A 24,626-nucleotide genomic window follows, 5' to 3' on the forward strand; every position below is an offset into this window, starting at 1 on the left:
AGTTGCCGGATGGTGGTTCGTCTTGCCGTCATCGCCCAGATCCTCATACCGTGTTCGTGGCCGTTTTAAAACAGCCTGAGAGTATCGGCAAATCGTTCTTGGCTTGCGCATACATCGTGGCTGTTCAGGAGGATGATTTCGCTGGCTTCGCGGCCCGTGATCTGGTCGGCGTGGCGTAGGCGGACCATATGTTTCGTGTGTGCGCGCTTGTCGTCGGCGCGTACGCGGGTCTGACAGGCCATGAAGGGCTGAAAACCTTCCTTGCGCAGGCCGTCCAGTACGTCGCTGGTTGGAATGTAGGTGTACCGTTCCGAGCGGCTTTCGTGCGCGGACAGCGCGAAGATCGACGGGGCAACCTCTGCGATCTCGTCATTCGTCAGCGGGCGATCCGAACGTGTGCCAACTGCGTTGCGTCCGAAGCGGCTTGTCAGGTAAGTGGTGTCCATGCTGTTCCCCAATATCAGGATCAGCCCCAGCCCACAGGCCGGGGCCGTGAGTGGTCAATGCGTCAGTCGATGGCGCGCAGGATGTTGGCGGCCTCTACGTGCTGCGTCGCGTAGGCCCGCAGCGCGTGGTAGTGGTCAACGATCCTGTCATCGCCGCACTTTTCCGCCAGATGGCACAGGGCAAAGAGCGTCACAACGATGCCGAAAGCGTCGGCGCCCATCATGTCGCTGTAGCCGTTCATGTGCCACCGGACATGAAGCCGTCCGCACCGCTCGGGAGCCATGTAGAAGCCGCCGTTCGACAGCTGGAAGAAGATCCACGAACCACCGTCGTAGGCGCTTGCGAGTCGACGCGCCCACTCGTACACCAGCGTCTCGCCACGGAGGTAGTCCGGGCCGAGGTAGTGCGGCAGGAAGTTGAGGCGCAGTTCGTCGGGAACGACAGACGAGGTAATCGCGTCAACAGAGGTTTCTTGGGTCATCGGTTTCTCTCCGGTTAGCGACCGAAAACAGTTCGGCCTTGTATTTATTATAGGGCAAATTGCCCTATATACAAGTTGCTTTGTTAGTTCATTGGGAATTTGTTTTAATTGGGTTTGCGTGTCGATTAATAATTAATATGGGAAATCATCTTTATTAAGAGGGCATGTTGCCCTATTATGGTTGTGAGGCCGGAGCTACTTCTGGTCACTAACCGGAGAAAAACCGATGGAAGCATCTGAACAAAAGGCAGTCGTGGCAGCTAGCAGCGTCCCGGACGCGCTGGAAACCAGATTCGGCAGCGAAGCGCAGATCGAATACGTCCCGTACGGACGGCTGTGCCGCTCGCCGCTGAATGTCCGCAAAAAGGCACCCACCGGCATCGAGGCGCTGGCCGGAACAATTGCCGGGAAAGGACTGATTCAGAATCTCGTCGTGCACGAGATGAAAGGCCGCACGAAGGTGCCGAAGCTCGGCGTGTGCGCCGGACAGCGGCGGCTGGCCGCGCTCGAACTGCTGTTCTCGCAGGGGCACATTACTAAGGATTACCAGGTGCCGGTGCTGATCGTCAGTGATGGCGAGGCGATGGCTGCGTCGCTGATCGAGAACCGGGAACGGGAAGCCATGTCGATCGCAGATGAAAGCGTCGCGTTCCGCCTGCTCACGGAGGAGGGCAAAAGCGTGGCCCACGTGGGGGCGCTGTTCAAAGTGTCGGAAATGGTTGTGCGCCGCGCGCTCAGGATAGCAAACCTGTCGCCGGTGCTGCTCGATCTGCTGCGCGACGACAAGCTGGACTATGAGCAGGCGAAGGTGCTTGCACTGGCCGACGATCACGCAGCGCAAGAGCGTGTGTGGACTGACGCGCAGACGCCCTGGCTGCGCCGTCCTGCCGAACTGCGCGCAGCGCTGACGAAAGCGGAGCTCGACGCCAGCGAGAATCCGCTCGCGAAGTTTGTCGGGCTAGACGCTTACGAGGCGGCAGGCGGCTACGTGCGTCGCGATCTGTTTTCCGACGACCAGAACGCCGGATACATCGCGGATGCGGACCTGCTGCATCGCCTTGCGACTGACCGCCTGATCGAGCTATCCCAGGCCGTAGCCGCTGAGGGCTGGTGTTTCGTGGAGACGCGGACCCGCTGTGACCAGGCCGAACTGTTCCAGTACGACCGGATCGCATCGACCACACGCAGGCCGACCAAAGCGGAAAAGGCCGAGCTGGCGAAGCTTGCTGCCACGCGCGACGAGGCGAAGGCCGCGCTCGATGCGTATTACGCCGATCAGGACAGCGAGGAAGACGAGGCGCTTTGGGAAAAGCTGGACAACGCGCTCAACGATGCTTCGGCTGCTGTTGACGCCTATGCCGAGCGCTTTGAAACGTTCGCCGCCGACGACATGAAGCAGGCCGGTGCGTTCGTCGCCATTGACGAGGACGGAAAGGTGCAGATCACGCGTGGCCTGCGCTGCCGGGAAATCAACGACGCCGACGCGGGCAGTATCGCTCACTTCTCGCATGCGCAGCGAAATCGCGACCTGCCCGCGAAGGCCAGGCCCATGCACGGCGAAAAGCTGTGCAAACGGCTTACCGCGCACCGCACGGCTGCGGTACAGATCGAGCTTGCGCAGCAGCCGACCGTTGCGCTGGCCGTGCTGATGTACCGGATGATTCCGGCTGTATTCGATGACGTGTACGGACAGTCATACATTGACCATGCGGTGCGGATCGACGTGCATACGTCGCGCGATGCGCTGGTGTCGAACGCCGACGACATGGCCGACAGCGCTGCATGGAAGGCGCTTGAAGTTGAGCGGGCGAAGTGGAGCCGGATGCTGCCGAAGCGCACCGATGAACTGCTCGCGTGGCTGCTGCAACAGGACGTGGACGTGATGTCGAGCCTGTTTGCATTCTGCGTGGCCGCGACGGTAGACAGCGTCAGTCCCGTTGACCGGGCGCACCCGGTCAACGAAGTGGCGAACATGCTGGAACTGGACCTCACGCGCTACTGGAAGCCAACGCGTGCAGGGTATTTCGAGCACATCCCGAAAGATCGTATCGTGACAGTTGTCGGCGAGACGGTTTCGCCGCAGGCCGCAGGCGAACTGCGCGGGATGAAAAAGGGAGATGCCGCTGCTGCCGCCGAGCTTCGCATGACGGACTCGGGCTGGTTGCCGGAAGTGCTGCGCAACCGTGAGGTGCCGAAACACGTCACGTACGGCCATTGGGAGGATGACGAGGAAAGCGACGCCGACAGCACGCAGGATGAGTGCAACGATGGGGATGCGGAGGAAGCCGAAGCCGCCTGAGCCGTGATGCACTTTGCCTAAGTGCAGGCATGTCACATGCCGCCGTCCGGGTGAAAGCCCGGGCGGTTTTTTGCATTACGAGTCCTGCATAGGAAAAAAAGACGCCGATCCGCAGACCGGCTTTCCGAGGCTCTTACCGCGTGCTTTTGGGGACCAGGCAGCGGCACGACGATTATGCCAGGCCGCGCGCCTGACGAGCCCGCGTTTTGGGAAACAGAATGTAACTACGTGGTGCGAACCAGGGCGGTATCGCGCGCGCCGCGCGCCCGTATCGAGGGTCGTGGGGACCCATGCAGGATGCATGGGGAGCGGCCCGACCCGGCGCAGCGCGGCGGGGCGATGCGGCTCAGCGCTTGAGCAGAGGGGGATTGTATTTGCGTTTCATTTCTTCGAGATCCTCTGAGGTGATGACGGGATCGGCGTACTGCTGGGCAACCAGTTTGCTGATCTGAACGCTCGACAAAGTCGGGTTTTCGCGTTGCAGTTCTTCGCGTGTCTTGACGGTTTTGCCATGACTGGCGCTATTCGTGACGGCGGACGCTGAATTGGGCGTAGCCGCCTGAGTGACCGGCGACGCGGACCGGGGTTGAGGTATCGGTGTGGCTGGTTGCGCAATGGCCTGGTCGAGGGTGCGCGAACTTCGGCGGGGGGCTGGCCTACCCAGGCGTTTGCGAATCCGCTGCAAGGCCTTGATGAAAGCCGGGAGTGTCATGGTGAATCCGCCATCGTGGAGGCGTGACAGGACGACTGCGCGTGGGACGCCTCTCGCTATGGCCGCGTCGATGTGCTCAATCAGATCGACCAGCAAAGCCGATTCGCGGCGATCGGAAGGGGCGTCATGGTCTGGCGCGAGCGATTGGGTAACGGCGTCGATGTCAATCTTGGGCATGGGTGTCTGCGGCGCGGGTACTGGACGGGGTGATGATGGCATATCACGGGCGCATTGTGTCCACTTGGTGCCTCTCCATGTCCACCTTAAAGGTGCACTTGGGGTATTGTTCGGGGTGTAGGCGGGTATTGTGAGGTGGCGTGGTTATATTTGAGCGCGCGGCGAGGCACGTCGGATATGTTTACGCGATGCTACGCATCCCGTAAAATATCTTGTGCCAAAGGGGCGAGCCCCTTTGAAACCCCGACGCGGGTACTGCCGCGTCAGCGTGCCGACAACTCCGTTGCCGACACTAAGCACTGCCAGGTATGCGTAATGAATATGCAACGAATACGGAGGTCCGGCGATGATTCCGCGCAGCGAATGGGTGATCCAGCTTGTAGTGGGGCCGCGCGCCGACGAGTGCGGCAGCGAGCCGCGTTATCTGCCGTGGGCAGGCTATACCTGGCCAATGACGGGGGACCAGGCGATGCGCGCGCTGCGCGAGTGCGAGTTGCGGTGGCCGGAATACGAGTTTCGCGCGCATCCGATCGATGACGACGGCAGGCCGTTCGCGATGGTCGGCGCCGAGATCGACCGTAGTCGCTCGACGGGGCTCTGGTGATGCCAAAGCAGAAAAGCAATGGCGGGGCAGGGCTAGGCAAGCCGATCGCGTTCCGTCTGTCGGATGCGGATCGCGCAGCGTACCTTGCCAAGGTGGCGCAAAGCGGGATGACGCAATCGGAGTTTTTCCGCCAGGCCGTGCTGACTAACCGCACGCAGATCGTCGCGCGACCGAAGGCGAGCACCGATCGCAAGCGCCTGCTGTACGTGTTCAACAAGACGAGCAACAACCTGAACCAGATCGCGCACCGTGCGAACTCCGAGCACGTGCGCGGCAAGCTGTCAGAGGCGACGTATGCGCAGCTGCTTGACCAGCTGCAGATGATCTCGCGGTACCTGAAAGCGACGCTAGGCAAGGTCGATTGATGCGGAGACCTGGGATGGAGACGGCATGATCGAGGTGCAGAAGGCGATCGCATCCGTGGTCGAGCTTGAAACGCGGCTGCACGACAAACTGACTGGTGCCGGGCGGGACACGTTGAGCCGCACGCACTGCGACGCCGCACGCGCACAGGTCGTAGCCGCGCGCCATCTCCTGTATGCGAATGTGTATTTCGAGCTCGAGCGGCGCATTGCGCAGGTCGAGTTGTGGCTCGAGGCGCGCAGGCATCTGCACCCCCATCCGGGGGCCAACTGATGCTGATCCGCGTGCGTGGCCACCATGACGGCATCAAGGAATATCTGGAGAAAGGCCAGAAGCAGGATCGTGAGTTCGAGCGTGACGAGATGGACGAGCGGGTCATTCTCGCGGGCGACCTGGACCTGACGAACGAAATCATCCAGTCGATGGACACCGCAGCCGAGCGGTATCTGACCATCACGCTGTCATTCAAGGAAGACGAGGTCTCGCGCGAGACGCTGGAAGCGATCACACGCGACTTCGAGGCGTTCACGTTTTCCGCGTACCGCAAGGACGAGTATGCGTTCTATGCCGAGGCGCACGTGCCGCGGCTCAAAAGCTACGCCGACCGCAAGAGCGGCGAGCCGATCGAGCGCAAGGTGCATATCCATTTCGTGGTGCCGGCGGTCAATCTGCTGACCGGGCGACGGCTCGAACCGTTCGGCAAGGTCGACCAGCAGACACGCTTTCTCGAAGCCTTCCAGGAACACGCGAACGCAAAATACGGGCTCGCGAGTCCGAAGGACAACCGGCGCGTCGCGTTCACCGATGCGTCGGAAATGATCAGCCGGTACAAGGGCGATGCGTTCGCCGGCGCGAACCGGGAGCTTAAGGCATCGATCCTCGAGGCGGTACTCACACGCAACATCACGCGCCATGACGACTTCAGGGCGCTGCTGGCCGAGTACGGCGACACGCGCACGCGCAACGCCGGGCGTGACGTCGAGTATGAAAACGTGAAGCTGAACGACGCGGCAAAGGGCGTCAATCTGAAAGAGTACGTGTTTTCGCGCGAGTTTATCGAGCTTGATGCGGACGCCAAGCATGCCGCGCTCGCATCGGGCATCCACTCGCAGTACATCGAACCCGGCGTGCCGCGCGAGACGCCGGCCGCGTATGTCGAACTGCTGGATGAGTGGCACGCAGTGCGCGCGCGGGAAATCAAGTATCTGAACAGCGGCAGCAGTTTTTACGAAACCTACCGGAACGCTTCGCCGGACGAGCAGCGGCGCCTGCTTGCCCACCGTGAGACGCGTTTCTATCAACGCACTGGAGGACTGGATGAACGCGAAATCAAACGACGCAGCAGCCGTGGACCCGGAAACTGGCGAGATTGGTGGGGGCTGGGAAGAACTCGCGGCCACGAGCGAACACGAGAGTCAGGCCGAGGAGGGCCGGAGCGCGGGCAAACCAGCTGGGAAGCGCTCGAACGCGAACACGAAGAAATCACCAGGCGGTGGCGAGCCGGAGCGGATCGTGACATTGACGCTCGCTTCGATCGATCCGGCCCGGCGGCCGAATCCTTCGACCGTGTGCGAGGTGTGCCCGGCAGCGGTCTGGATGGCGACGCCGCGCGACGTCAAATGCTTCTGCCGCCTGATGCATTACTGGAGCTGGGAAACCAGCAAGCCGAACGAGCTGACGCATTGCGATGGTCTGGCGATCGCGAGCGAGAAGGAGGACTGACAGGGGAGTGCGATGCGCCCAGCTGGCGATCCATCGCGGCGCGGATGTACACGGCTTACCAACTGGCCGATCCGGCTGAGCGGGCGAGACTTGCGGCGACCAGCGCGGAGAAGTTCGAGCGCAAGACCTTCGGAATGAACCGGGCGCTCGGCGGTGGCAGGATGCCGCGAGAGTTCAACCAGGACCGGTCGCCTCGCAGTATTTCGGATATCCAGTCGTTTGACGCGATCGCGTCGATGCCGTTCGGGTCCGTGCCGTTGGCGGCGGGTCGTGACCGGATCACATTGCCCGGCATCGACGCGTTTGAGCGGCCGCCGTATCCATTTGACGCCGGCGACGGGTTGTCCGATACCTATGGACAACCGCCCGGAACGATGGAGGCGCCGCGCAACTGGCCAGATGCTGGCAGGCCTGCGGGGCAGTCGTTCAATGCCCGCGTGAGCGCATCGACCGGACGCGAAGCCGATACGGTGCTCGATCAGTTCGCGCGTGATCTGGTCGAAACCAGATCCGTTCGGGCGGAACGCGAGCGGGCCGAGTTTGCGGAAATCCGCGCGACGCTCGATGCGAGCCGGCTGCTCGCAGCCCTTGCGCACTCGCACGGTCTGATCGTCGAGAAATACCAGGTCGGCAAGGGCCGCGATGGTGCCGACCGGATCAAGGCAGGCTCGCGCAATCTCAATGTGTCGGATTTCCTGACGAAGGAACTGAACCTGGCGTGGACCGACGCGGCGCAGCTGCTGCGCGATACCTATCGCGCGCAAACCGGACGGGATCCGGCGCATGCTCCGCGGCGCACGCCGGAGCGTGATCTGTGGGCGGAGTTTCAGGCGTGGCGTGCGGCGTACCGCGACGCGCTGCGCGGTGAGTGGACCACGCAGGGCCGGCACGAGACGGAGCGGCGGAAGGTCATCAAGTCAGCGTTCTACGGGAAACGCAGCGCGATTGCCGATCGGACAGATCTGTCGCCGGCGCAGCGCAAGGACGCGCTCTCAGCGGCCCGCGTCGAGCGCCTCGAGGCCGAAGCGGCATTGCGGGACCAGGTCATACGCGAGCGCGATGCGTTGAAGGGCGCCGCGCGGCGGCCGTTGACCGACCAGTATCGCGACTTCCTGCAGGAACGTGCACAGGCGGGGGACGCGCGGGCGTTACGCGAGCTCCGTCGGATGCAGCGGCTGAGGTCGGAACTCGCGAGATCGGCAGACGAGCCACGTGCGGTTGCGTTCCGCCCGGCGGATGCCGGCGAGCCGAACGAGATCATCTATCGTGGACCGTCGATCACTTATGAGGTGCTCGTGAATGGCAACGTGGATTACCGTAAGGACGGCGCCGCGCTGTTCGTCGACGAGGGGCGAACGCTGCGCCTGTGGGATCAGGAGCGTGACGCGCTGGAAATCGCGCTGCGGTTCGCACAGCAAAAGTTTGGCTCGTCGCTGGCGCTCACCGGTCCGGAGGCGTTCCAGGCGGCCGCCGCGCGCGTGGCCGCCGAAACCCGGATGTACGTCGAGTTTGCCGATCCCGAGCTCGAACGTATCCGGCAGATCCGGCGCGCGGAACTCGACGCCGTGGCGGATGGCCGTCGCGCGGCGCAGCGTGATGCCGATCGCGAGCGCGACGATCATGAGCGTGAACGGCTGCGCGATATACAGCGCGCGCCGGATCCAGAACCGGACGCGCCGGACAGCGAGCCCGAGGTTGCCGATCGCGAAGACCCTGATGCTTCAGATGGTCCGGATGCTCCAGAGCGCGGGCCTGACATCGACCGATAAGGAGGAAAATCATGGCGCGGTATGACATCGTTGCCCGGGCAGAGATCGCGCGGGAAGTCATCTTCAGCGGGACACCGTCACAGGTCGTGAACCTGCCGACGTTCATCAAGTGGCTCGTCGTGGCCGTGCTGATCGTTGCGGGCTACGTGTTCGCGCTGATCCGCTGGCCGGTTCCGTGGTTCGCACCGGCGTTCGCGCTGCTGCTCGTCGGTCTTGGCGTGCTGCTGGTATACCTGAAAACGGCCTTTACCGAGATCATCATCGACACCGAACGCATCACGTGCCGGCAAGGCATCCTGAACCGCCGTGTGTCGAGCATCGAGCTGTTCCGGATTCAGGATGTCACGTCAGTTCATCCGTGGTGGCAACGCCTGTTCGGGATCGGCGCGGTGGTCGTGATGACGAGCGATTCGAATAACGCGGTGTGGCGTCTGCCAGGCATGAAGCACGCCGAGCAGCTACGCGACGAGCTGAACCGCGCCGCGATCGCCTTGCGCGATGTCAAGGGCGTTCGCGAAGTGAACATGGGTCGCGTCTAACGGCATGTGCTGTTGCTGCCACTTCTCTCCCATGTCTGGATAGCGCTCAGTGGTGATTGCCAGATGGTCTTCAGCCGTTATGTAAAGTGGAGGGAGGGATGCCGCGCGCTGACCGTGGCGAGTCAGCGGCGCAAAAGCGTGGCGCGTCAGGCGCTTGTGTCAACTGAACGCAGGTTATCCACAGGCCTTTCAACACAAATGGTGGATAACTGCCCTCTGGCTGCGGGTGCTGGTATTTGATGATCCGTGGGGCGGGAGGACGCGGTTGGCCGCGTCTACCGGCTCCTGAGGACGACCGCAAAGAACAGGGCCAACACATGCATGGAGCCGGAAATCCGCACTGATCTTGTGCTATGTTTTCGCGTCGGGCGCCCGAAGAGCACATTGCCCGCAACGACTAGATCAAAAAATAGGGCCGCGCAATGAAGCTAAAAACGGTGCGAGTGACCAACTTTCGCTCGGTCGAAGACAGCGGCGAGTTCAACGTTGGCGATATGACGTGCCTCGTCGGAAAGAACGAGGCGGGTAAAACGGCGTTGATCACCGCCCTCTACGGGTTGAACCCATACGGCGAGTTCGCTTACGACAAGACCAATGACTATCCCCGGCGCTTCGTGAGCGATTTCGACGAGCGTAACCCCGATGGAAGGTCCCTAGTCGTCAGTACCGTTTGGACGTTGGACGAGGACGACGTTGCTGCCGTGGCCGCCGTCCTGGGCGATGCAGCGCTTTCAAAGCGCGAGATCGGCATCGCGCGCGGGATCGGATATACGGATAAAGAGTGGAGCGTTCCCGTTGATCATGCCGCAGCCTTGGCGTTTTTGATGGCCACGCATGAACTCGACGCCGTTGAGCGTGAAGTACTGAAAGGGGTCGCGAAAGCGAAAGACGCGGTGGCCGCCGTCGCGGCCCAGGCACAGCAATCGCCACGCCTCCAGGCTCTCCAAGCTGTTCTCGCGGCGTTCCGCGAACAAGATTTCGAGTTGGCCGTTGTCGATGTCCTCGCAAAGCGAATCCCGAAGTTTTTCTTCACGTCGCACTTCAACCGCATGTCCGGTGAAGTGTCCATCAACGCGCTCACCGCGGCCAAGGCGGCCAACACGCTCACACCGTCCGACGGTATTTTCCTGGATTTTCTGGCCTACGCGGGGACGACCGTGGAGGAGTTGGTCGGCTCGACCAAACTGGAGGAACTGAAGGCAAAATGCGAAGGCGCGTCGAACAAGATTTCCGACGAGATGTTCGAATACTGGACGCAAAACGACGCGCTCGCCGTCAAGATCGACATCGCTGCAGGTCTTCCCGGGGACAAGGCACCGTTCAACGCCGGCAACGTCGCCAAAGCCTGGATCACCAACCAGCACCATCGCGCCAGCGTGCCCTTGTCGGAACGAAGCGCCGGCTTCGTATGGTTCTTCTCGTTCCTCGCTCAGTTCAAGCAACTCCAAAAAACCACAGGCGATGCCATTATCCTGCTGGACGAGCCCGGTTTGACCTTGCACGGACGGGCGCAAGCGGACCTGCTGCGCTACATCGAAGAACGCCTGCTGCCCAACCACCAAGTGATTTTCACCACGCACTCGCCGTTCATGGTGCCGAGCGACCGACTGTCGGACGTGCTGATCGTGGAAGACGTCGTGAAATACGACAACCGCCGCCGTGCGATTGTGGAAGGAACCAAGGTTCGCGACGACGTGCTGATGGTCAGCAAAGAGACCTTGTTCCCGCTGCAGGGCGCACTGGGTTATGACCTGACCCAAAGCCTGTTCATTGGGAAGAACACCTTGCTCGTCGAAGGTCCGTCAGACGTGCTTTATCTGCAAGCGCTGTCGTCGGCGTTGACCCAGCGAAAACGGACGGGGCTCGACCCGCGATGGACACTTTGCCCCAGCGGTGGCATCGACAAGATCGCCTCGTTTGCATCGCTCTTTGGAGCGAACCGCTTGAACATGGCTGTGCTTTGCGACGTGGCGGTGAACGAGAAAGGCAAGATCGAGAAGTTGCGAAGGCACCAACTGCTCGAAGCCGATCAGGTATTTACCATCGCGGATTTCACGGGCCAGGAGGAAAGCGACGTAGAGGACCTGTTCCCGCACGGCAAATACGCCCAACTCTTGAACGAGACGTTCGCGCTGAAGGGCAAAAACAAACTGACGGCCGAGACGTTGCAGGCCGCCGACACAAAGACCCAACGCGTGGTGAAGCAGGCCGAAGCCGCATTTCGCGTCATGCAGGGCGACGTGGACGAGTTCGATCATTTTGCCCCGTCCGGTTGGCTTATCCGTAACCCCGCGTTCCTCGACGCGAAGGACGACGACACAGCGACCGTGCTGGACCGGGTCGAACACTTGTTCAAGACATTCAACGGACTGCTCAGAAAAGTTTGAGGCAGGTTGCCGCCGCTACGCATGACGCGACGAAGGGGACCTAGGAGAAAGAAATGATCGAGAGATTTTCGGGGGAGCCCGGAAAGCGGCTGCGCATTGAGGCTTTCCTTAATCAGAAGCTCGCCGGCGGTGACAACGCCCTGGCGACGGAGCTGGCCGATATGGCCGAGCTGATCGCGGTCAAGGCTGGGCAGTCCATCATCGAGCAGGACTCCACCGATAACGATCTTTATTTCATCATCGCCGGCACGTTCGATATCACGGTGAACGCAACCCGCGTCCAGCGGCGCGGCCCCGGGGATTCTGTCGGGGAAATGGCGGCGGTCGAGCCGATCCAGCGGCGTTCCGCGACAGTGAGCGCGGTCGAGGATGGCCTGGTCGCCAAGATCACGGAAGCGCAGCTTTCGGATCTGGGGTCGCGTTACCCCGACATCTGGCGGCGTATGGCAAAGGCGCTGTCAAAGCGGTTGATGGAACGGAACCTCTTTGTGAACGCCAAGCGCGAAAAAATCAGGGTCTTCGTGATTTCGAGCGCCGAAGCCATCCCTGTCGCGCGGCTGCTGCAGGATCAGTTCGCCCGCGATCCGTTTCTGACCGTGCCGTGGAACCAGGGCGTTTTCAAGGTTGCCTCGTACACGCTCGATGACATTGAAAAAGAGCTGGATCAGTGCGATTTCGCCGTGGCGATTGCACACGGCGACGACAGCACGACCAGCCGGGGCACGGAATGGCCGGCCCCCCGCGATAACGTCATCTTCGAGCTTGGCCTGTTCATGGGCCGGCTGGGCCGGAAACGGGCGATTCTGATGGAGCCGCGCGGGGAGGGCGTCAAGCTGCCGAGCGACATGGCGGGGATCACCACCATTCCCTATGTCTATGATCCCAAAGCCGATACCGAAGCGAAGTTCGGCCCCGCTTGCAATGCCCTGCGCAACCACATTCTTAGCTTCGGCGCGATCGCATAAAAACATGACGCTACAAGCAGACCTCGAAGCGGAAACCGGCAAAATCGTTCGTTCGGCCTGGACCACCCGGAACGGGACCGTGGTTCCGGGCGACGATTCCGTGACCCTCGGCAATGACGGCGTGGAAATCGACGCGACCGTGCTGTATGCGGATCTGGCCGATTCCACCGATATGGTGAATTACTACAAGCCGCAGTTTTCAGCGGAGGTTTATAAGGCCTTCCTGCATTGCTGCGCGAAAATTATCCGTTCGGAAGGCGGGGAAATCACCGCCTATGACGGCGACCGCATCATGGCGGTCTACATAGGCGATTCAAAGAACACAAGCGCGGTCCGGACATCGATGAAAATCGCTTGGGCCGTCCGCAACATTGTTCAGAGTGCCTTTAACGGCTTCTACACAAGCACGCCATTCGAGCTGAAACACGTCTGCGGCGTCGATACGAGCACGCTGTTTGTTGCGAAAACCGGCGTGCGGGGCGCGAACGATCTGGTCTGGGTCGGCCGGGCCGCGAACTATGCCGCCAAACTGTCGGCTATGCCGTCCAGCCACTCGAAATACATCACCGAAGCCATCTACAGCAACATGAACGATTCCGTGAAGTACAGCAACGGAACAAACATGTGGGAGGCCTGCGGCGATCTGAAAGGCACGAATATCTATCGGTCCACGTGGTGGTGGCAAACCCTCGGCTGACGTTCGTTAATTCAATGGTCACCATATTGACGCAACAGCGACCCATAGCGCTTGTATGCATCGATCCAATTCGTTGCGAACGCGTTGCGCGCCTCGGTAAGACTGACTTGGCCGTGGCATAAAGCCATGTACAGGGCAAACTCCAGCTCGTCCTTACGGTCGGCATTCCACTTGGAATTGCGAGGTTCGGGCCACAGGTTGCGCGGATCGGTCGGGTTGCCGCCGACGCTCAACGGGATCAGGTGATCTTCTTCGTAGTCGCGAGGATTAGTATCGGCATATCCGTACTGTCGAAGCTGGGTTCGCTTCAGTCTGTTTGTGTAGAATGCCGGCGGCCGGACGGTGCTGGTCCATCCTTTCACGCAAACGGTACTGTTGATGTTCTCCTGCGTCACGTCAGGGTTGAGTGCGCCTGGTGTGAGCGTTGGGTCAGGCAGGTCACCAGCGCGAGCAGCGAATGACACCAAGGAAAAAACCAGGACTACGATGATTTTCTTGTTCATATCGTTTAGCAGCTAAAAATTGTCACCTGGATATAAAGGCCCACACCAACGCGGCGAGACTGGCAACGGTTGCCAGGATGGACTGAACTGTCAGGCTCGCGATGCGGGCCGCAACGGCCAGAAGTCAAAAACCTGTAGCAATGCCATAACGGATGTCCATCTGTATTCTCCTTGTGAAAATTTTATTGATCACCCTCATCGTCTAATATGGATCTCCATTCGCCGGTTTTGGCGCTCCGGGTCTCCAGGTTCAACGATTCCCAAAACCCGCTCTTGAGGTCGTAGTAGCGGCCGAGTGGATCGAAGGATGCAAGCCACGCTTTCGTGTCGCTTTTCGCCAGAGCCTCACGCTCATCGTACTCGCGCTCCAATTTGAAGGACGACGGTGCGGCGCGAATGTGCTTAACGTCGTCGCACGATCGGGCAAAGTGTCGCCGCAAATGCTTTTCGATACGATCAAGCGCATCGAGCGATGCAGGCGGCGGCGGATAGTCGAGCTTCGTTCGTGGCACAGGCACGAGTCCCTGTGCCGCCAGCGCCTTCAAAATTCCACGCACCCACTCGTCACCATATCCATCACCTCGCCCGTTCGTCAGCGCAGCATCCACGTCGTCGTCGGTGGAGCGAGGCGCAACGTGAACACGCCGCGCAACGAGGACAACATCAGCCAGCGCGCGAAGTACTGCCGACGGCATCTGGACACTATGTACGTTCTGCACTGCGGCCAGAAACATGAATCCGTGCGCGTATGCTGCCGCATGAAATGTGCGAAGGATCTCCGCGAAAAGTTCCTCGTTCATTGCGCGCAGGACAACGCCCGCGAACGTGTCGAGCGGCGCTGCGGGCGGCGGAATGATCTGCTCGACAGTCTGGAATTTTCCACCCGGCACGCCCGCGAGTCGCTGCAATAACTCAGCATCCTTGAGTGAGCAAGTGACCGGGAAAACGGCTGCGCCGTTGGCAAGCAGATAGAGCGTGCGCGTGATGCCGTTCGTAAACGTGACGTAGAACGTCTCGTTCGTCTGCGTATGCAGTGCGTTGCGCCGAAGCCCGAAGAACCGACGCGAGTTGTCACCAGCAGGCGCTTCCCGGCGTAGTCCGCACCCGACCTCCGCGAGCGGAACCGGGTTCGTCCCCCCGCGCGAAAAGCCGTCAACGGCGTGAGCGTACTTGTAGTCGCTCACCCACGTCGACGGATTGCCGTTCGCGATCTCGGCATGCGCGCGGAACGGGTCTTTCCGCCAAAGATCAAGAAACTTATCCGCGCGCACCTCCACCACGGCACGCTGATCGTTCTCCGCGTTCGCCCGATCGATGCACATGAAAACCTCGCCGGCATCGCGCGTCGGAACGCGGAAAACGGCATGGATCGAATGGTGAATGGCCGCTCGCCTGTAAAACGTCTGCATGGTCGAATCCTCAGTTCAGCCGCGGGCGCACCTTGTCTGCGCACGGCGATGGAAACAACGACCGCGCTCATGAGCACGGCCGCGATATAGTTGTGCACGCTATCGGCGACAGCTTGCCGCTTGCCCAGTCTGGTCTGCTTCTGTCGAAAAGACGCATTGGGCTTACTCGCGGTGCGAGTGTCGCGCGAGCATGGCGAGCCCGCGCAGGGTTCCGAGAGACGCCTCGTAGCCATGCAGGGAACCTTGCATCGTGCGGGTAACCGGTGGCGTGGCGATGGACGTCTGCAGTTGCGTCGCGTTGCGCGAGCGAGGCACGGGTTGCGCAGGCTGAAATGCCAGACGCTCGAACCGGATAATGCGTGTTGCATGGCTGCTCATGCGCACGAGCCCGTCCTCAACCAGTGTGCATAGCATGTCGGTCATCTGCCCGGTCGACGTGTCGAACCATTCGGCCAGCTCGCTCGCGCGATATTCGCGGCCGGGGTCCATCGCCCGCAGCAGTTTTCCTGACGTCAGTTTCATCGTGGTCCACCTTCTTCACGGCATCGGGAAGTGTACTGCCGCCGTTCTCGATTGACTATCCACAGCTGACCGGTCGTGCCGTCATTTCAGTGATGCGTTATCACGGGGCAACGCACCGGCGGATCGATTCCAAATCTAGCCTATTGAAGAAAGTGAACAGACTGCAACGCGAGAATTGCGCCGACATACATCAACACTTCGCGAACGGCCCAAATTGCGCAATCAGTCTTGGCCGCTCCCATCGCAGTTGAAATGCGCCAAACACCCTTGCCGATCACGATGGCAAGGATGAAGGTGAGAAAGCCCGGTTGCACTATTTCCGGCAGGAGTGCGTACCACACGCCGAGCAACATCCCATCGCGAATTCCGTTGGTCAGGTCATCAATAGATACCGCCAGGAACCCCCACGACATAACAAGCGGTTGTCCAGCCGCTGTAGGCAAATATGACGGGCGCGAATAGTCTTCGCTTTGTCCCAACGCAGGACACCGTTGGATCACCATCGGGCCGATCACATTTTGCCAAACTGAACCACTTATAAACGGGAAAAAGACAGTCAGGACCACGCGCCAAAGTGCGTAAAGGCCGCCGCAATACAAAGCCGTAGAAAACAGATCGACCCTGTTCGTCATTTCGTTCATATTTCATATCCCACTGATTTCAGTAACCGCGTCGGAATGACATTCGACGTGGTTGTCAAGCGCAGTTACGCAGAGCGTTGAAGACACGATGAACGTCCCGCTGACCGTGCTCGCTCAGTCCGGACGCGGCGGCCGTCCTCGAATCGAAGGTGACGGACGCGAGCTGGAACGGTAGTTCTCTCCACATCGGCTCGCCGGCGACCTGCAGATGCGCGATCACGCGATTGCAGTCAAAGCCAAGCAGTTCAATCGCGAGGCGAAGTGCAGCGCGATCCTTGCGCAATGTTTCATCGGTCGGGGGCATCGGCGGTTCTCCGTGAAATCCTTGTAGGGTCCATCTATGAACAACTTGAAAAAGGGTGCGGGCCGAAGCCCGCACCGTAAAAAGTCCTGACTTCCGAGGGCAAATCTTCGTCAGGACCTGAGAGAGCGGCTGCGCGTCACGGAGCAGATTGAACGTTTCCGTACCTGTCGTTCACACCTTTCTTCGTATCCGGTCCGACGCTCTTGCACTGGTTCGTGAAATCGCCACGGGCATTTGACGTGCCTGTCTCATCGAAATGGCCGTGGTGAAATTTCACGATGGAAAAGTAACCCGTCATATAGTTTTTGCAGTCCCCGCCGGCACTGCCACCGGCGATCAGGCCGGCGAGACACAGGACGGCACCGCAGGCGGACGGGTTGTCGACGTCGGCCAGCGCCACCGCCTGGGTGGCGACCGCGCCGCAGATTAATATCGCGATCAGTCGTTTCATGAGATCTCCTGTCAGGTGGTCAGAAGGCGCAGCGCCGCAAGGGCTCCGACCGTGAGCGCCGCCGAGCCAAGCATGGCGCACACGGTCCATGCGGCCAGTTCGATCCGGCCGATACCAGGACGGCGGCCGCGCTCCTCGCGCAAAACGTCGCGTAGCAGATCGCGGCTTCGTCCGTTGGCTTCGTCGTACTGCCTGAGCGAGATCTCGCCAAGCAGTTGATCGCGGGCCTCCGAAAACCGTCCCGCTTCGGCCAGCACATCGGTGCTCGATGCTGCGAACTGGTTGAGGAACCGTTCATAACGCGACGTGAATCGCAGCAGCGTTAGCTCGCCGTCGTCCTTGAACTGCTTGCCGCTCGCCTCGAGGAATTGCGACAAGTCCTTCACGTCGCGGCGCAAAAGCGAGAGTTCGCCCAGCACCGCGCCGATCAGTTCCTCACGGATCGAATCTTCCGGCGCGCCCATCAGTGCACCAGAAGCCGGAACGCGTCGTCATGCTCGCGTGTTACTCGCGTGGCCAGTCGTTTGATGGCGACCATCTGACGAATATGGGCTCGCTGGGGCTCCGGCGTATCGTCCTCCATTGACCGTGCGTTCCACGCAACATAATCAGTTGTGTCGCTGTTGACGTCAGTAATAGTCTTGCCGATCGTCTTTATCTTTTCGTAAATCGGATTTTCATAAATGACTGCGGACGGATCGAGAACAAAGCCACCCACTGCCGCATGACGCGTAAACAGGCGGCCGAAAACCTTATCCAGATTGCTCTTCGGATCAACGCAATTGAACAGCAATCTGATCCGGTCGGACGCTATGCCCAAGGCGCTCAACTGATCAAGCGTGGCTATCGTATCGAGCTGTTGCTTCAGAGGCGGCACGGTCGGAACAATGAACATGTCGAAGTCCTCGTGTGACCCGTCGTAGCTTTGCATCAACGCAACAAAGTCTTCGACGTTGGATGCCCCCACATCGACGACAACGTGTCGCATGGTCATCATCCGGTCCTGCAATTCATCGAACTGTTTGCCGCGCAAGGCGGCCCTCTCGGTACCATCCGAGTTGATCGACTCGATCGATATAACCTCAGCGCCTTCCAGTCGAGGCGCCAGAAGGTGATGAGCGATGGTAGTTTTGCCGACGTTGCCCGAGAAATTAATGACGGCGATTTTCATGGTGCGTCTCTCCGGTTGTTGTGTGAGTTGAGTCGCGACCGCGCGCGCAGCGTCGGTCACGTGCTCGTTACGGTTCGATTTCGAGCGTTGGCGCGTCATGGCCAGCCTCCTGGGTTTGCGCTGCGGGCTGTGCCTGTTCACGTGACGGTTGCTGCCCATCTCTGCCCTGCCCAGCGCGCTCGCGCTCGATCTGCTCGCGCACGGCCTCGATCGTCGCTTCGCTGACCTGAGGCATGGGCACGTCCAGTGGCCGGTTAGCCGCGCGCGCCTCGGCCACGGCGCTTTCGAACTCCCCCATCAGCTTCTCCTGCTGCTGCTCCGGCAAACCCTTGATCTCGTCACGCAGCACCTCGCGCGCGGCCTGCGCTTTGATGCGCTCGCGTGCTTCATCGAGTGTCTTCTGCTGTTCCTTCGAGTATTTCCAGTCGCCGCTCAGGAACCGCTCACGCGCCTCATGGATCTGTCGGCGCTCATCGGCGTCGCGGCGCGCGCTGGCCAGCGCTTCGCGCTGCTCGCGCGAGGGCAGGCCCGGCACATCGGGCGAGAACACCAGCCATTCGTTACGCCGGCTCTCGACTGACTTTGGAGCGAGTTCGGTACCTTTCTCGTCGAACTGGCGCTGCTGCGCTGTTACCGTCTTGCTGCCGCCCTTTTCCAGCTCGATCCGCTGACCGGGCTGCACACCGCTTTCGCCGATCGCGCGCTCGATGTCCAGTCCCCAGACGGTGCGCTCGCCATCTTCTGTCCGCACGGTCGCGTAGTAGCTGTCGTTCTGCTTATCGTCGTGGTTGAACGGAGCGGGCCCGTGTGCCACCAGTACGCCCGCCGTGACACCGGCCGGCGTTGGCGTGCCCTGAACGGGGCTCGCCGGCGCAGCTGCAGACGGTTGCGTGGCGGTCGTCGGGTTGCCTGCGGGCAGGGCGTTTTCACGTCCCGGAGTGGCCGGTTTCGCTTTCGCCGACTCCGGCGCGGCGGGCTGCTTTTGCCCCGCTGCGTCTGTTGCCTCCATCTCATTCGTGCGCGCCTTGTCCGCCTCACCGGATTTGTCGCCGGCGCCGATGCGCATCGCCTCGCGCGCAGCGGTCAGTGCCGCCCGATCCTGCGCACCAGGCTTGAAGCCACGCGTCGGCACGCCCGCGAGTTCCGCCGCGATCCACGCCTGCCGACGAAATTCTTCGCTGCCCTTAAGCTGCAGCTCCCCCCAGTTCTTCGCCTTCGCAACTTCGACCATGTGCACGATCACGTCGCGGTCCTCGCTGGCCGTCGAGAGCGAGCGGCCCTTGTCCTCGAAGTGCACCGTCTCGCTTTTTCGATCGAGAAACTTGCCCTCATGTGCGACGTACAGATTGCTGACCGACTTCGGCACGTCGTAGCCGGTCTTCTCGAAAACCGGTTTCGGTCTGATCGTGTTCTCCGCATCGTTCCCCTTCTTCCCGAGCGGCTTGCCGGTGCCGGCGGCCGGTTTCACCGCCTCGTCGGTCGCTGTGCTGGTCGCTGCGTTGGTCAATGAGTCGCGCCTGAGCAGCTTCTCGACCTTCTCCCGTTCTGCCGCGCGGATCTTCTTCAGGCGCTCTTCGGTTGCGTCATCGACCGGTGTTTCCGGACTGCCGGGCACGGCGCCCGCGTCCGGCTCGTTCGCCGGCGGCGTGACGCGCGCGCGGATGGTCGACGCATCGTCGGCGTTTGCCGCGTCGCGTTCGCGGTAGTCGATCCGGTCGGCGGGAAATTCGATCTCGTTCATACGGTCACTCCTTGCGGTTCAGGCTGTGATTGAGGTGCTGCGTTTTGCGCCGACACGGCGGCCGCCGCGTCCGGCAGGACTTCTCGCAGATAAGGCATCAACTGGAACAGCGATGCGCGGATGCTGTTACGGTTGGCGAGATGAACAGGCGCGAGTACTCCAATCTCGTGCTCCCGGACGTCACGCGCCTGACCGGCCGACTGTCTGGCGGCGTCCGCGGCCGCCGCCTGCTGCGCGCGGCGGGCCGCGTTCTGCGTCTGCCACCACTGCTCGACGTCGATCTTTGGTACAGGCGCGCACAGCTCGCGCTGGACGAACGCGGCGTGTTTCGTCTGTGTTTCGTCCGGAAACTTAGGACCGAAACCGAACCATGCGCGCCGGCGGTTGGTCTTCTCCAGCTTCGCCATCACCGCCTGCAGGTAGGGGCTCTGCCGCACGAGGCGGTCGACGAGCTCGGCGTCTTCATAGAAAAACGCCTTCTCACACAGGATCGGCTCGCACCCCTCCATCGTGATGATCTGTTTGTTGTGCTTCAGCGCCCGCAGCTCCTGCGGCATCATCAACGCCCGGCCGTGCTCCGACTCGCTGGTGCTCGTCGACGAACTGCGGCCGCGACTGCGGCTGCGCGAGCGCGCCATCAGCGTGAAGGTCCCCAGCATCTTCGAGTACTCTTCCGATTCCTTGACCGTACGCGGCGCATACAGGCTGCGCATCTTGCAGTTGATGGCGAGCGTTTCGGCGCCGTGCTTGCCGTACAGCTTCGGATCCTCGATCTGGGACATGCCCTGAAAGATCAGCATCAGCCGGAGGTTGTAGCCAGCAATGAACGGGTTGGCCGTATCGATGATGTCGATCTTGCCGGGCGCTGCAAACTCGTCCAGGATCAGCGCGCACTGGTATTTGAGCGCAGGATTCTCGGCAGGCAGCTCGCGCGTGTTCAGGTCGATCAGCTGCGAGAAAAAGAGATTGACCAGCAGCGCACCGGCCTTCAGGTCGCCCGGCTTGATGCCCACATAGATCGACATACGCTTTTTGCGCACATCGGCCAGATCGAAGTCCGAGCGGCTGGTTGCCGCGTCGACAACCGGATTGCTGAAGACGTTCAGCGGCGCGGTCATCGTCGATACGATGTTCGCGAAGGCTTCCTTCGACTGCGACAGGAAGCGGTTCAGCGCGTCGAGACATTCGAACGTGAGCGCCGGCAGCCCGTCAGTCGCGTGAGCTGCATCGGCGCGCGTGCTGACGATCGACGAGATGTGTTCACGGATCGCCCTGCCCTTGCCGGAGGCCTGTCGCAGCACCTCACCAAACGTGCACGGCAGCGAGGGCGTTTCCAGCAGATACAGCACGATCCCGATGAACAGGTTGCGGGCATTGTCGTTCCAGTACTTCAGACGTGCATCGACGTTGGACGGATACAGGTGTTCGCCGATCGTCATCACGTCGCCCACGCGCGCATATGCGGGACGGCCTGCGATGTATTCGAGCGGGTTGTACGCGTGCGAGCGTCCGTCTTCCGAGAACGGCGCCCACAGATAGGTTTCGTGACCGCATGCCCGCCGATAGCCGGACGTATAGTGGTAGTTCTCTTCCTTGATGTCCTCGACCACGACGGAATCGGGATAGGTGAGAAGATTCGGGATCACGAGCGATGTGCCCTTGCCGGAGCGGGTGCCGGCAGCCGTCATCAGGAAATCCTGGCCGTAATACTTCAGGTATTCGCCCTTGTACTTGCCGACAATAAACGGCGGATACAGATGTTGTGAGGTCGTCATGGTTATTTCTTCTCCAGCAGGCCCGCTTTCACAATGTCGTTACGGGTTGCGAACCGGGCCTCGCCAAACTGCGCGAGGCGCTTGCGGCCCGACACGAGCGCCATCGTGATCACGGCCACTGGCAGGCCGGTGATGACCACCGACAGCAGCGTGCACACCTTGAGCGCGCGCACAACCGCAGGCACGTCGCCGTAGGCATGCCAGTAGTCGTACAGCGTGAACACGTCGGCGCTGCCCTCCGGCAGCTTCTGCATCTTCGCGAAAAGCTGGCCGCCGGCGAACTGCCCGAGGAACGCGAAGCCGCACAGGATCAGCAGGAGGACCACGACGGGGATCAGGATTCGAAGCGGTTTCGGCATGGTCGGTCCTCAGTGCGCGGCCGCGTCGATAGCGGTCTGGAATTTCAGATGCGTTGTCATGCGGCCATCTCCTGTTGTTGCAGATGCGCGCTCAGGTCGCGATGCAGGCGCATCGCGTCGCGCACGTTACCGAAGGGTCCGTGGAACTGGTTGCTGTTGTCCGCCGTACAGCGATTGATCGGCTCCCACAGCAGGTAGTGCCACTCGTCATAGACTGAGTACCGCGCGATCGTCCAGCCCGACGGGTGGACCAGCGCAAAGTCGCCGGACGGCCGCCATTTGCACGGGCTGTCATCGTGCGCGTCCGCGGCATCGGCAATCGCGGGAACCAGAAGATCTGCCTTCATTGCGGGAACTCTCCGGGTGGATCGGCGGACAGGATCCGCAGGGCGTCGCGCTGCGCGTCGTCCAGCCCGGCGTCGGGGACACCCTCGCAGCCGTGCACGATCACGGCGCCGTAGAGCCGCGCCAGCGCGCGGGCCTCAGTGCTGGCAGCAAATGCTTCGTCCGACGGCGAACGCATGCGCCATCCCTCGATCGCCGCCTCGATATCGCTGATCGCGAAGTTCATACACGGTCCTCCCTGCGAACGAGCCAGTGCGCCGTGAAACCGCGCGCCCACGACGCCGCATAGACAAAGCACAGCGCGAGCACACCGTACTGATGTGCTCGCCACGCCATGTCGAACCAGAACGGCTGCGCGGCCAACCCGAAGATGCAGGCCCAGCGCCGCCAGTGCACACGCCGGTCCTGCGACAGGAAAACGGCGAGCGCACCGCACAGGCTGATCGCGATCTGTTCGATCATCTGCGCCGCGGCATCGGCGCTCATGAGACACAGCCCAGCAGTTGCGCCTTGCCGATCGGGTCGTACCAGATCTCGACGAGCCGCTTGTTGCGCATGAAAATGACGAAATCAACCGTTACGCGCACCTGTTCCATGATGAATTGCCAGTCGAGCGTCTGGCCGACCGCGCTTTGTTTGACCAGCGTCGCGATGCGCGAATGGGCCGAGCGCGCATCGTTGCAATGCACGGTCGTGATGCCGCCGGGCGCGCCGGTGTTCAGGAGCGTCAGGTAGTCCCATGTCTCGTCGCCGCGACACTCGGCGAGAAACACGCGATCGAACTTCATGCGCAGCGTGGAGCGCACCAGTTCCTTCGCCGGCAGCGTGTCGCTGAAAAACATGTGTACACGGTTCGGATGGTTCGGCAGCGACAGCTCCGGCGTGTCCTCAATCGTGCCGATCCGTTCATCGGACGGCACGAGGTCGGAGAGCGCCTTGTTCAGCGTGGTCTTTCCGGAGCCGGTGCCGCCGGCGAGCACAATGTTCAACCGGTTGGCAACCGCAAGCTCGAGCATGCGCGTGACGTTGCGCTGACCTTTCGCCTCGAGCATCTCGAGCTCGAACGGCTGCAGGTCAAGCGATACCGACATGTCGCGGCGCGGCGACACGTCCCGATAACCCTCGAACCAGCCGTTGCGCTCGTACTCAGCGACCGAGAAGCGCACGTCTGACGGGATCCGGATCGTGATGGAGATGGTGTCCTGCTCGCAGGCCGGCTGCATCAGCACGTGCCCGCGCTGGCCCTCGGGCAGGACCACCGGATGAATCGGCTCCTTTGTCGAGAACTTGCCGCCCTTCATCACCGTCAAGGCGTTCGCGAGCTTGAAGCACGCGTCCAGCGAGCAGGCCGGTGCATCGTGCCGTCGCCATCCGGCACTCCCCTGCGTCCAGATCTCACCTGGTCGGTTGATCGCGACCTCGGTGAGGCTACCGTCGAAGAAGTTCGAGATGCCCATCTGCTTGAGGAAGCTGCGGGCGATCGTGCCCTTCTCGATCACATCGATTACGACTGCACTCATTCGTACTCCTTTCTGGTGTAGGGTCGCATCCGTTTAACATGGCGCCGCGCAGAATCAACGAGATGTGGTGCCCGTATCCTGCGGCTCGATCTGCACTGACACGCGATACGGGCGTCGATCGTCCGGCACGCTGCTGGCGAGCTCGCGAAGGGTTTGCGCCGGCGACGTCGAAACCACGGTTGCATTCAGTGGCTCGGCCGGCCGGGTCATTTTCCAGCCCGCACCGCCGATTGCCACCGCACAGAGTCCCGCTGCAAGCAGGCCGCGTGATGTGCGTGGCGGAAGGCGTTCGTGACTCGGTGCGGGTTCGGCCGACTGACGGTTAGTTGCGCGTGATTCCGTCGTGTTACCGACGGCATGATTGGCTGGCTCATCGAGTGACGGCATCGCGCTGTCGCCCCACTCCGAGATCGTCAGCCCGATACGCGCCCCGACATTACGCAGCAGGTTGCGTCGCAGCGGCGCTGACATGTCGTCGATCCGGCACCCGTCGAGGGTCATGCAATCCTCGAACGCGTGCTCGTCGGCGATCTGCCGAAGTGGCAAGGCATCGGGAACCACACGCGCACGCCGTGCATCGACCCGTTCGGCCAGCTGCCGGACCGTGTTGCCGTAGAAACAGAAACGCAGTGCGTTGCGTAGTTTGGTCTCGAACATGTCGCGATCGAGACCATGCAACGGGAAGTCGTTCGGGTAGGTAATCTTCAGGTTCATGGGTCCACT

At 61.4% G+C, this 24,626-nt stretch carries 27 protein-coding genes and 1 pseudogene; 9 read left to right on the top strand and 19 right to left on the bottom strand.

The features are described 5' to 3' along the window. Positions 1-95 precede the first annotated feature (95 nt). Both FFS45_RS37530 and FFS45_RS37535 read right to left on the bottom strand, forming a co-directional pair. Positions 96-446 (bottom strand): annotated as a pseudogene (locus FFS45_RS37530) (DUF932 domain-containing protein); the annotation flags it as partial. Between the two features lie 62 nt (positions 447-508). Then, entirely contained in the window at positions 509-928 is a 420-nt protein-coding gene (locus tag FFS45_RS37535) for an antirestriction protein (protein ID WP_137959691.1), read from the bottom strand. 226 nt (positions 929-1,154) lie between these two features. On the opposite strand from FFS45_RS37535, the gene FFS45_RS37540 reads away from it, so the two are divergent. Then, entirely contained in the window at positions 1,155-3,227 is a 2,073-nt protein-coding gene (locus FFS45_RS37540) for a ParB/RepB/Spo0J family partition protein (RefSeq protein WP_249363094.1), read from the top strand. Positions 3,228-3,573: 346 nt separating this feature from the next. Here the strand turns inward: FFS45_RS37540 and FFS45_RS37545 are convergent, their stop codons facing one another. After that, positions 3,574-4,116 (bottom strand): hypothetical protein, encoded by a 543-nt coding sequence (locus FFS45_RS37545; RefSeq protein WP_137959692.1) that lies wholly within the window; start codon positions 4,114-4,116, stop codon positions 3,574-3,576. Between the two features lie 346 nt (positions 4,117-4,462). Here FFS45_RS37545 and FFS45_RS37550 point away from each other — a divergent pair, with 346 nt between their 5' ends. The 8 genes from FFS45_RS37550 (at position 4,463) to FFS45_RS37585 (ending at position 13,162) form a co-directional block, all read left to right on the top strand. Further along, the gene (locus tag FFS45_RS37550) at positions 4,463-4,720 is read left to right on the top strand and encodes a hypothetical protein (RefSeq protein WP_137959693.1); all 258 of its coding nucleotides are present in this window, start codon (positions 4,463-4,465) and stop codon (positions 4,718-4,720) included. Then, a complete protein-coding gene (gene mobC, locus FFS45_RS37555; RefSeq protein ID WP_137959694.1) occupies positions 4,720-5,085 on the top strand; it encodes a plasmid mobilization relaxosome protein MobC in 366 nt (121 codons plus the stop codon). The genes FFS45_RS37550 and mobC overlap by 1 nt, the downstream gene beginning before the upstream one ends. A 25-nt stretch (positions 5,086-5,110) precedes the next feature. Continuing rightward, the gene (locus FFS45_RS37560) at positions 5,111-5,356 is read left to right on the top strand and encodes a hypothetical protein (protein WP_137959695.1); all 246 of its coding nucleotides are present in this window, start codon (positions 5,111-5,113) and stop codon (positions 5,354-5,356) included. Then, positions 5,356-8,574, top strand: coding sequence for an LPD7 domain-containing protein (locus FFS45_RS37565; protein WP_137959696.1), 3,219 nt, complete (start codon positions 5,356-5,358; stop codon positions 8,572-8,574). The genes FFS45_RS37560 and FFS45_RS37565 overlap by 1 nt, the downstream gene beginning before the upstream one ends. 11 nt (positions 8,575-8,585) lie before the next feature. After that, positions 8,586-9,113: a PH domain-containing protein gene (locus FFS45_RS37570; protein ID WP_137959697.1), complete on the top strand. Its 528-nt coding sequence runs from the start codon at positions 8,586-8,588 to the stop codon at positions 9,111-9,113. Between the two features lie 422 nt (positions 9,114-9,535). Then, positions 9,536-11,500 (top strand): AAA family ATPase, encoded by a 1,965-nt coding sequence (locus FFS45_RS37575; RefSeq protein ID WP_137959698.1) that lies wholly within the window; start codon positions 9,536-9,538, stop codon positions 11,498-11,500. 53 nt (positions 11,501-11,553) lie between these two features. Continuing rightward, entirely contained in the window at positions 11,554-12,465 is a 912-nt protein-coding gene (gene pycTIR / locus FFS45_RS37580; RefSeq protein ID WP_137959699.1) for a Pycsar phage resistance system effector protein PycTIR, read from the top strand. Continuing rightward, on the top strand, positions 12,422-13,162 hold the full coding sequence (locus tag FFS45_RS37585) for an adenylate/guanylate cyclase domain-containing protein (protein WP_249363095.1): 741 nt from the start codon (positions 12,422-12,424) through the stop codon (positions 13,160-13,162). Before pycTIR ends, FFS45_RS37585 begins: the two co-directional genes overlap by 44 nt. Before the next feature lie 11 nt (positions 13,163-13,173). Here the strand turns inward: FFS45_RS37585 and FFS45_RS37590 are convergent, their stop codons facing one another. The 16 genes from FFS45_RS37590 to FFS45_RS37665 all read right to left on the bottom strand — a co-directional run bounded on the left by FFS45_RS37590 (position 13,174) and on the right by FFS45_RS37665 (position 24,617). After that, on the bottom strand, positions 13,174-13,665 hold the full coding sequence (locus tag FFS45_RS37590; RefSeq protein ID WP_137959700.1) for a hypothetical protein: 492 nt from the start codon (positions 13,663-13,665) through the stop codon (positions 13,174-13,176). Positions 13,666-13,847: 182 nt separating this feature from the next. After that, positions 13,848-15,074 (bottom strand): hypothetical protein, encoded by a 1,227-nt coding sequence (locus tag FFS45_RS37595; protein ID WP_137959701.1) that lies wholly within the window; start codon positions 15,072-15,074, stop codon positions 13,848-13,850. A 162-nt stretch (positions 15,075-15,236) separates the two neighbouring features. Continuing rightward, positions 15,237-15,596 carry a hypothetical protein gene (locus tag FFS45_RS37600; protein ID WP_137959702.1) on the bottom strand — a complete coding sequence of 120 codons (360 nt, stop codon included), beginning with the start codon at positions 15,594-15,596 and terminating at the stop codon, positions 15,237-15,239. 140 nt (positions 15,597-15,736) lie between these two features. Then, entirely contained in the window at positions 15,737-16,237 is a 501-nt protein-coding gene (locus tag FFS45_RS37605; RefSeq protein WP_137959703.1) for a hypothetical protein, read from the bottom strand. Positions 16,238-16,292: 55 nt separating this feature from the next. Then, positions 16,293-16,541, bottom strand: coding sequence for a hypothetical protein (locus FFS45_RS37610; RefSeq protein WP_137959704.1), 249 nt, complete (start codon positions 16,539-16,541; stop codon positions 16,293-16,295). A gap of 136 nt (positions 16,542-16,677) precedes the next feature. Next, positions 16,678-16,992, bottom strand: a complete 315-nt coding sequence (locus tag FFS45_RS37615; RefSeq protein ID WP_137959705.1) for a TrbM/KikA/MpfK family conjugal transfer protein — start codon at positions 16,990-16,992, stop codon at positions 16,678-16,680. Between the two features lie 11 nt (positions 16,993-17,003). Next, a complete protein-coding gene (locus FFS45_RS37620; RefSeq protein WP_137959706.1) occupies positions 17,004-17,456 on the bottom strand; it encodes a hypothetical protein in 453 nt (150 codons plus the stop codon). Further along, on the bottom strand, positions 17,456-18,262 hold the full coding sequence (stbB, locus tag FFS45_RS37625; RefSeq protein ID WP_249363096.1) for a StbB family protein: 807 nt from the start codon (positions 18,260-18,262) through the stop codon (positions 17,456-17,458). Before stbB ends, FFS45_RS37620 begins: the two co-directional genes overlap by 1 nt. After that, the gene (locus FFS45_RS37630; protein ID WP_137959707.1) at positions 18,231-19,904 is read right to left on the bottom strand and encodes an LPD7 domain-containing protein; all 1,674 of its coding nucleotides are present in this window, start codon (positions 19,902-19,904) and stop codon (positions 18,231-18,233) included. The genes stbB and FFS45_RS37630 overlap by 32 nt, the downstream gene beginning before the upstream one ends. Continuing rightward, positions 19,901-21,679: a type IV secretory system conjugative DNA transfer family protein gene (locus FFS45_RS37635; protein ID WP_137959708.1), complete on the bottom strand. Its 1,779-nt coding sequence runs from the start codon at positions 21,677-21,679 to the stop codon at positions 19,901-19,903. Before FFS45_RS37635 ends, FFS45_RS37630 begins: the two co-directional genes overlap by 4 nt. Positions 21,680-21,681: 2 nt before the next feature. Then, positions 21,682-22,038: a hypothetical protein gene (locus tag FFS45_RS37640; RefSeq protein ID WP_137959709.1), complete on the bottom strand. Its 357-nt coding sequence runs from the start codon at positions 22,036-22,038 to the stop codon at positions 21,682-21,684. 56 nt (positions 22,039-22,094) lie between these two features. Then, positions 22,095-22,385 (bottom strand): hypothetical protein, encoded by a 291-nt coding sequence (locus tag FFS45_RS37645; protein WP_137959710.1) that lies wholly within the window; start codon positions 22,383-22,385, stop codon positions 22,095-22,097. Then, the gene (locus FFS45_RS37650) at positions 22,382-22,609 is read right to left on the bottom strand and encodes a DUF3717 domain-containing protein (RefSeq protein WP_137959711.1); all 228 of its coding nucleotides are present in this window, start codon (positions 22,607-22,609) and stop codon (positions 22,382-22,384) included. The genes FFS45_RS37645 and FFS45_RS37650 overlap by 4 nt, the downstream gene beginning before the upstream one ends. After that, a complete protein-coding gene (locus FFS45_RS37655) occupies positions 22,606-22,869 on the bottom strand; it encodes a hypothetical protein (protein ID WP_137959712.1) in 264 nt (87 codons plus the stop codon). The genes FFS45_RS37650 and FFS45_RS37655 overlap by 4 nt, the downstream gene beginning before the upstream one ends. Further along, complete coding sequence (gene virB11, locus FFS45_RS37660) at positions 22,866-23,903, bottom strand: P-type DNA transfer ATPase VirB11 (RefSeq protein ID WP_137959713.1); 1,038 nt, start codon at positions 23,901-23,903, stop codon at positions 22,866-22,868. The genes FFS45_RS37655 and virB11 overlap by 4 nt, the downstream gene beginning before the upstream one ends. A 54-nt stretch (positions 23,904-23,957) precedes the next feature. Further along, complete coding sequence (locus tag FFS45_RS37665) at positions 23,958-24,617, bottom strand: hypothetical protein (RefSeq protein WP_137959714.1); 660 nt, start codon at positions 24,615-24,617, stop codon at positions 23,958-23,960. Positions 24,618-24,626: the final 9 nt, after the last annotated feature.

This window comes from Burkholderia sp. 4M9327F10 (assembly GCF_005503145.1).
GTDB lineage: Bacteria > Pseudomonadota > Gammaproteobacteria > Burkholderiales > Burkholderiaceae > Paraburkholderia.

Coding starts and splice junctions, on each gene's coding strand:
- FFS45_RS37595 (WP_137959701.1), bottom strand. CDS start 15,074: ATGCAGACGTTTTACAGGCGAGCGGCCATTCACCATTCGATCCATGCC.
- FFS45_RS37600 (WP_137959702.1), bottom strand. CDS start 15,596: ATGAAACTGACGTCAGGAAAACTGCTGCGGGCGATGGACCCCGGCCGC.
- FFS45_RS37665 (WP_137959714.1), bottom strand. CDS start 24,617: ATGAACCTGAAGATTACCTACCCGAACGACTTCCCGTTGCATGGTCTC.
- FFS45_RS37560 (WP_137959695.1), top strand. CDS start 5,111: ATGATCGAGGTGCAGAAGGCGATCGCATCCGTGGTCGAGCTTGAAACG.
- FFS45_RS37590 (WP_137959700.1), bottom strand. CDS start 13,665: ATGAACAAGAAAATCATCGTAGTCCTGGTTTTTTCCTTGGTGTCATTC.
- pycTIR (WP_137959699.1), top strand. CDS start 11,554: ATGATCGAGAGATTTTCGGGGGAGCCCGGAAAGCGGCTGCGCATTGAG.
- FFS45_RS37630 (WP_137959707.1), bottom strand. CDS start 19,904: ATGAACGAGATCGAATTTCCCGCCGACCGGATCGACTACCGCGAACGC.
- FFS45_RS37640 (WP_137959709.1), bottom strand. CDS start 22,038: ATGCCGAAACCGCTTCGAATCCTGATCCCCGTCGTGGTCCTCCTGCTG.
- FFS45_RS37645 (WP_137959710.1), bottom strand. CDS start 22,385: ATGAAGGCAGATCTTCTGGTTCCCGCGATTGCCGATGCCGCGGACGCG.
- FFS45_RS37575 (WP_137959698.1), top strand. CDS start 9,536: ATGAAGCTAAAAACGGTGCGAGTGACCAACTTTCGCTCGGTCGAAGAC.
- FFS45_RS37585 (WP_249363095.1), top strand. CDS start 12,422: ATGCCCTGCGCAACCACATTCTTAGCTTCGGCGCGATCGCATAAAAAC.
- FFS45_RS37565 (WP_137959696.1), top strand. CDS start 5,356: ATGCTGATCCGCGTGCGTGGCCACCATGACGGCATCAAGGAATATCTG.
- FFS45_RS37570 (WP_137959697.1), top strand. CDS start 8,586: ATGGCGCGGTATGACATCGTTGCCCGGGCAGAGATCGCGCGGGAAGTC.
- FFS45_RS37615 (WP_137959705.1), bottom strand. CDS start 16,992: ATGAAACGACTGATCGCGATATTAATCTGCGGCGCGGTCGCCACCCAG.
- FFS45_RS37605 (WP_137959703.1), bottom strand. CDS start 16,237: ATGAACGAAATGACGAACAGGGTCGATCTGTTTTCTACGGCTTTGTAT.
- FFS45_RS37655 (WP_137959712.1), bottom strand. CDS start 22,869: ATGAGCGCCGATGCCGCGGCGCAGATGATCGAACAGATCGCGATCAGC.
- virB11 (WP_137959713.1), bottom strand. CDS start 23,903: ATGAGTGCAGTCGTAATCGATGTGATCGAGAAGGGCACGATCGCCCGC.
- FFS45_RS37545 (WP_137959692.1), bottom strand. CDS start 4,116: ATGCCCAAGATTGACATCGACGCCGTTACCCAATCGCTCGCGCCAGAC.
- FFS45_RS37610 (WP_137959704.1), bottom strand. CDS start 16,541: ATGCCCCCGACCGATGAAACATTGCGCAAGGATCGCGCTGCACTTCGC.
- stbB (WP_249363096.1), bottom strand. CDS start 18,262: ATGACGCGCCAACGCTCGAAATCGAACCGTAACGAGCACGTGACCGAC.
- FFS45_RS37540 (WP_249363094.1), top strand. CDS start 1,155: ATGGAAGCATCTGAACAAAAGGCAGTCGTGGCAGCTAGCAGCGTCCCG.
- FFS45_RS37535 (WP_137959691.1), bottom strand. CDS start 928: ATGACCCAAGAAACCTCTGTTGACGCGATTACCTCGTCTGTCGTTCCC.
- mobC (WP_137959694.1), top strand. CDS start 4,720: ATGCCAAAGCAGAAAAGCAATGGCGGGGCAGGGCTAGGCAAGCCGATC.
- FFS45_RS37635 (WP_137959708.1), bottom strand. CDS start 21,679: ATGACGACCTCACAACATCTGTATCCGCCGTTTATTGTCGGCAAGTAC.
- FFS45_RS37550 (WP_137959693.1), top strand. CDS start 4,463: ATGATTCCGCGCAGCGAATGGGTGATCCAGCTTGTAGTGGGGCCGCGC.
- FFS45_RS37620 (WP_137959706.1), bottom strand. CDS start 17,456: ATGGGCGCGCCGGAAGATTCGATCCGTGAGGAACTGATCGGCGCGGTG.
- FFS45_RS37650 (WP_137959711.1), bottom strand. CDS start 22,609: ATGAACTTCGCGATCAGCGATATCGAGGCGGCGATCGAGGGATGGCGC.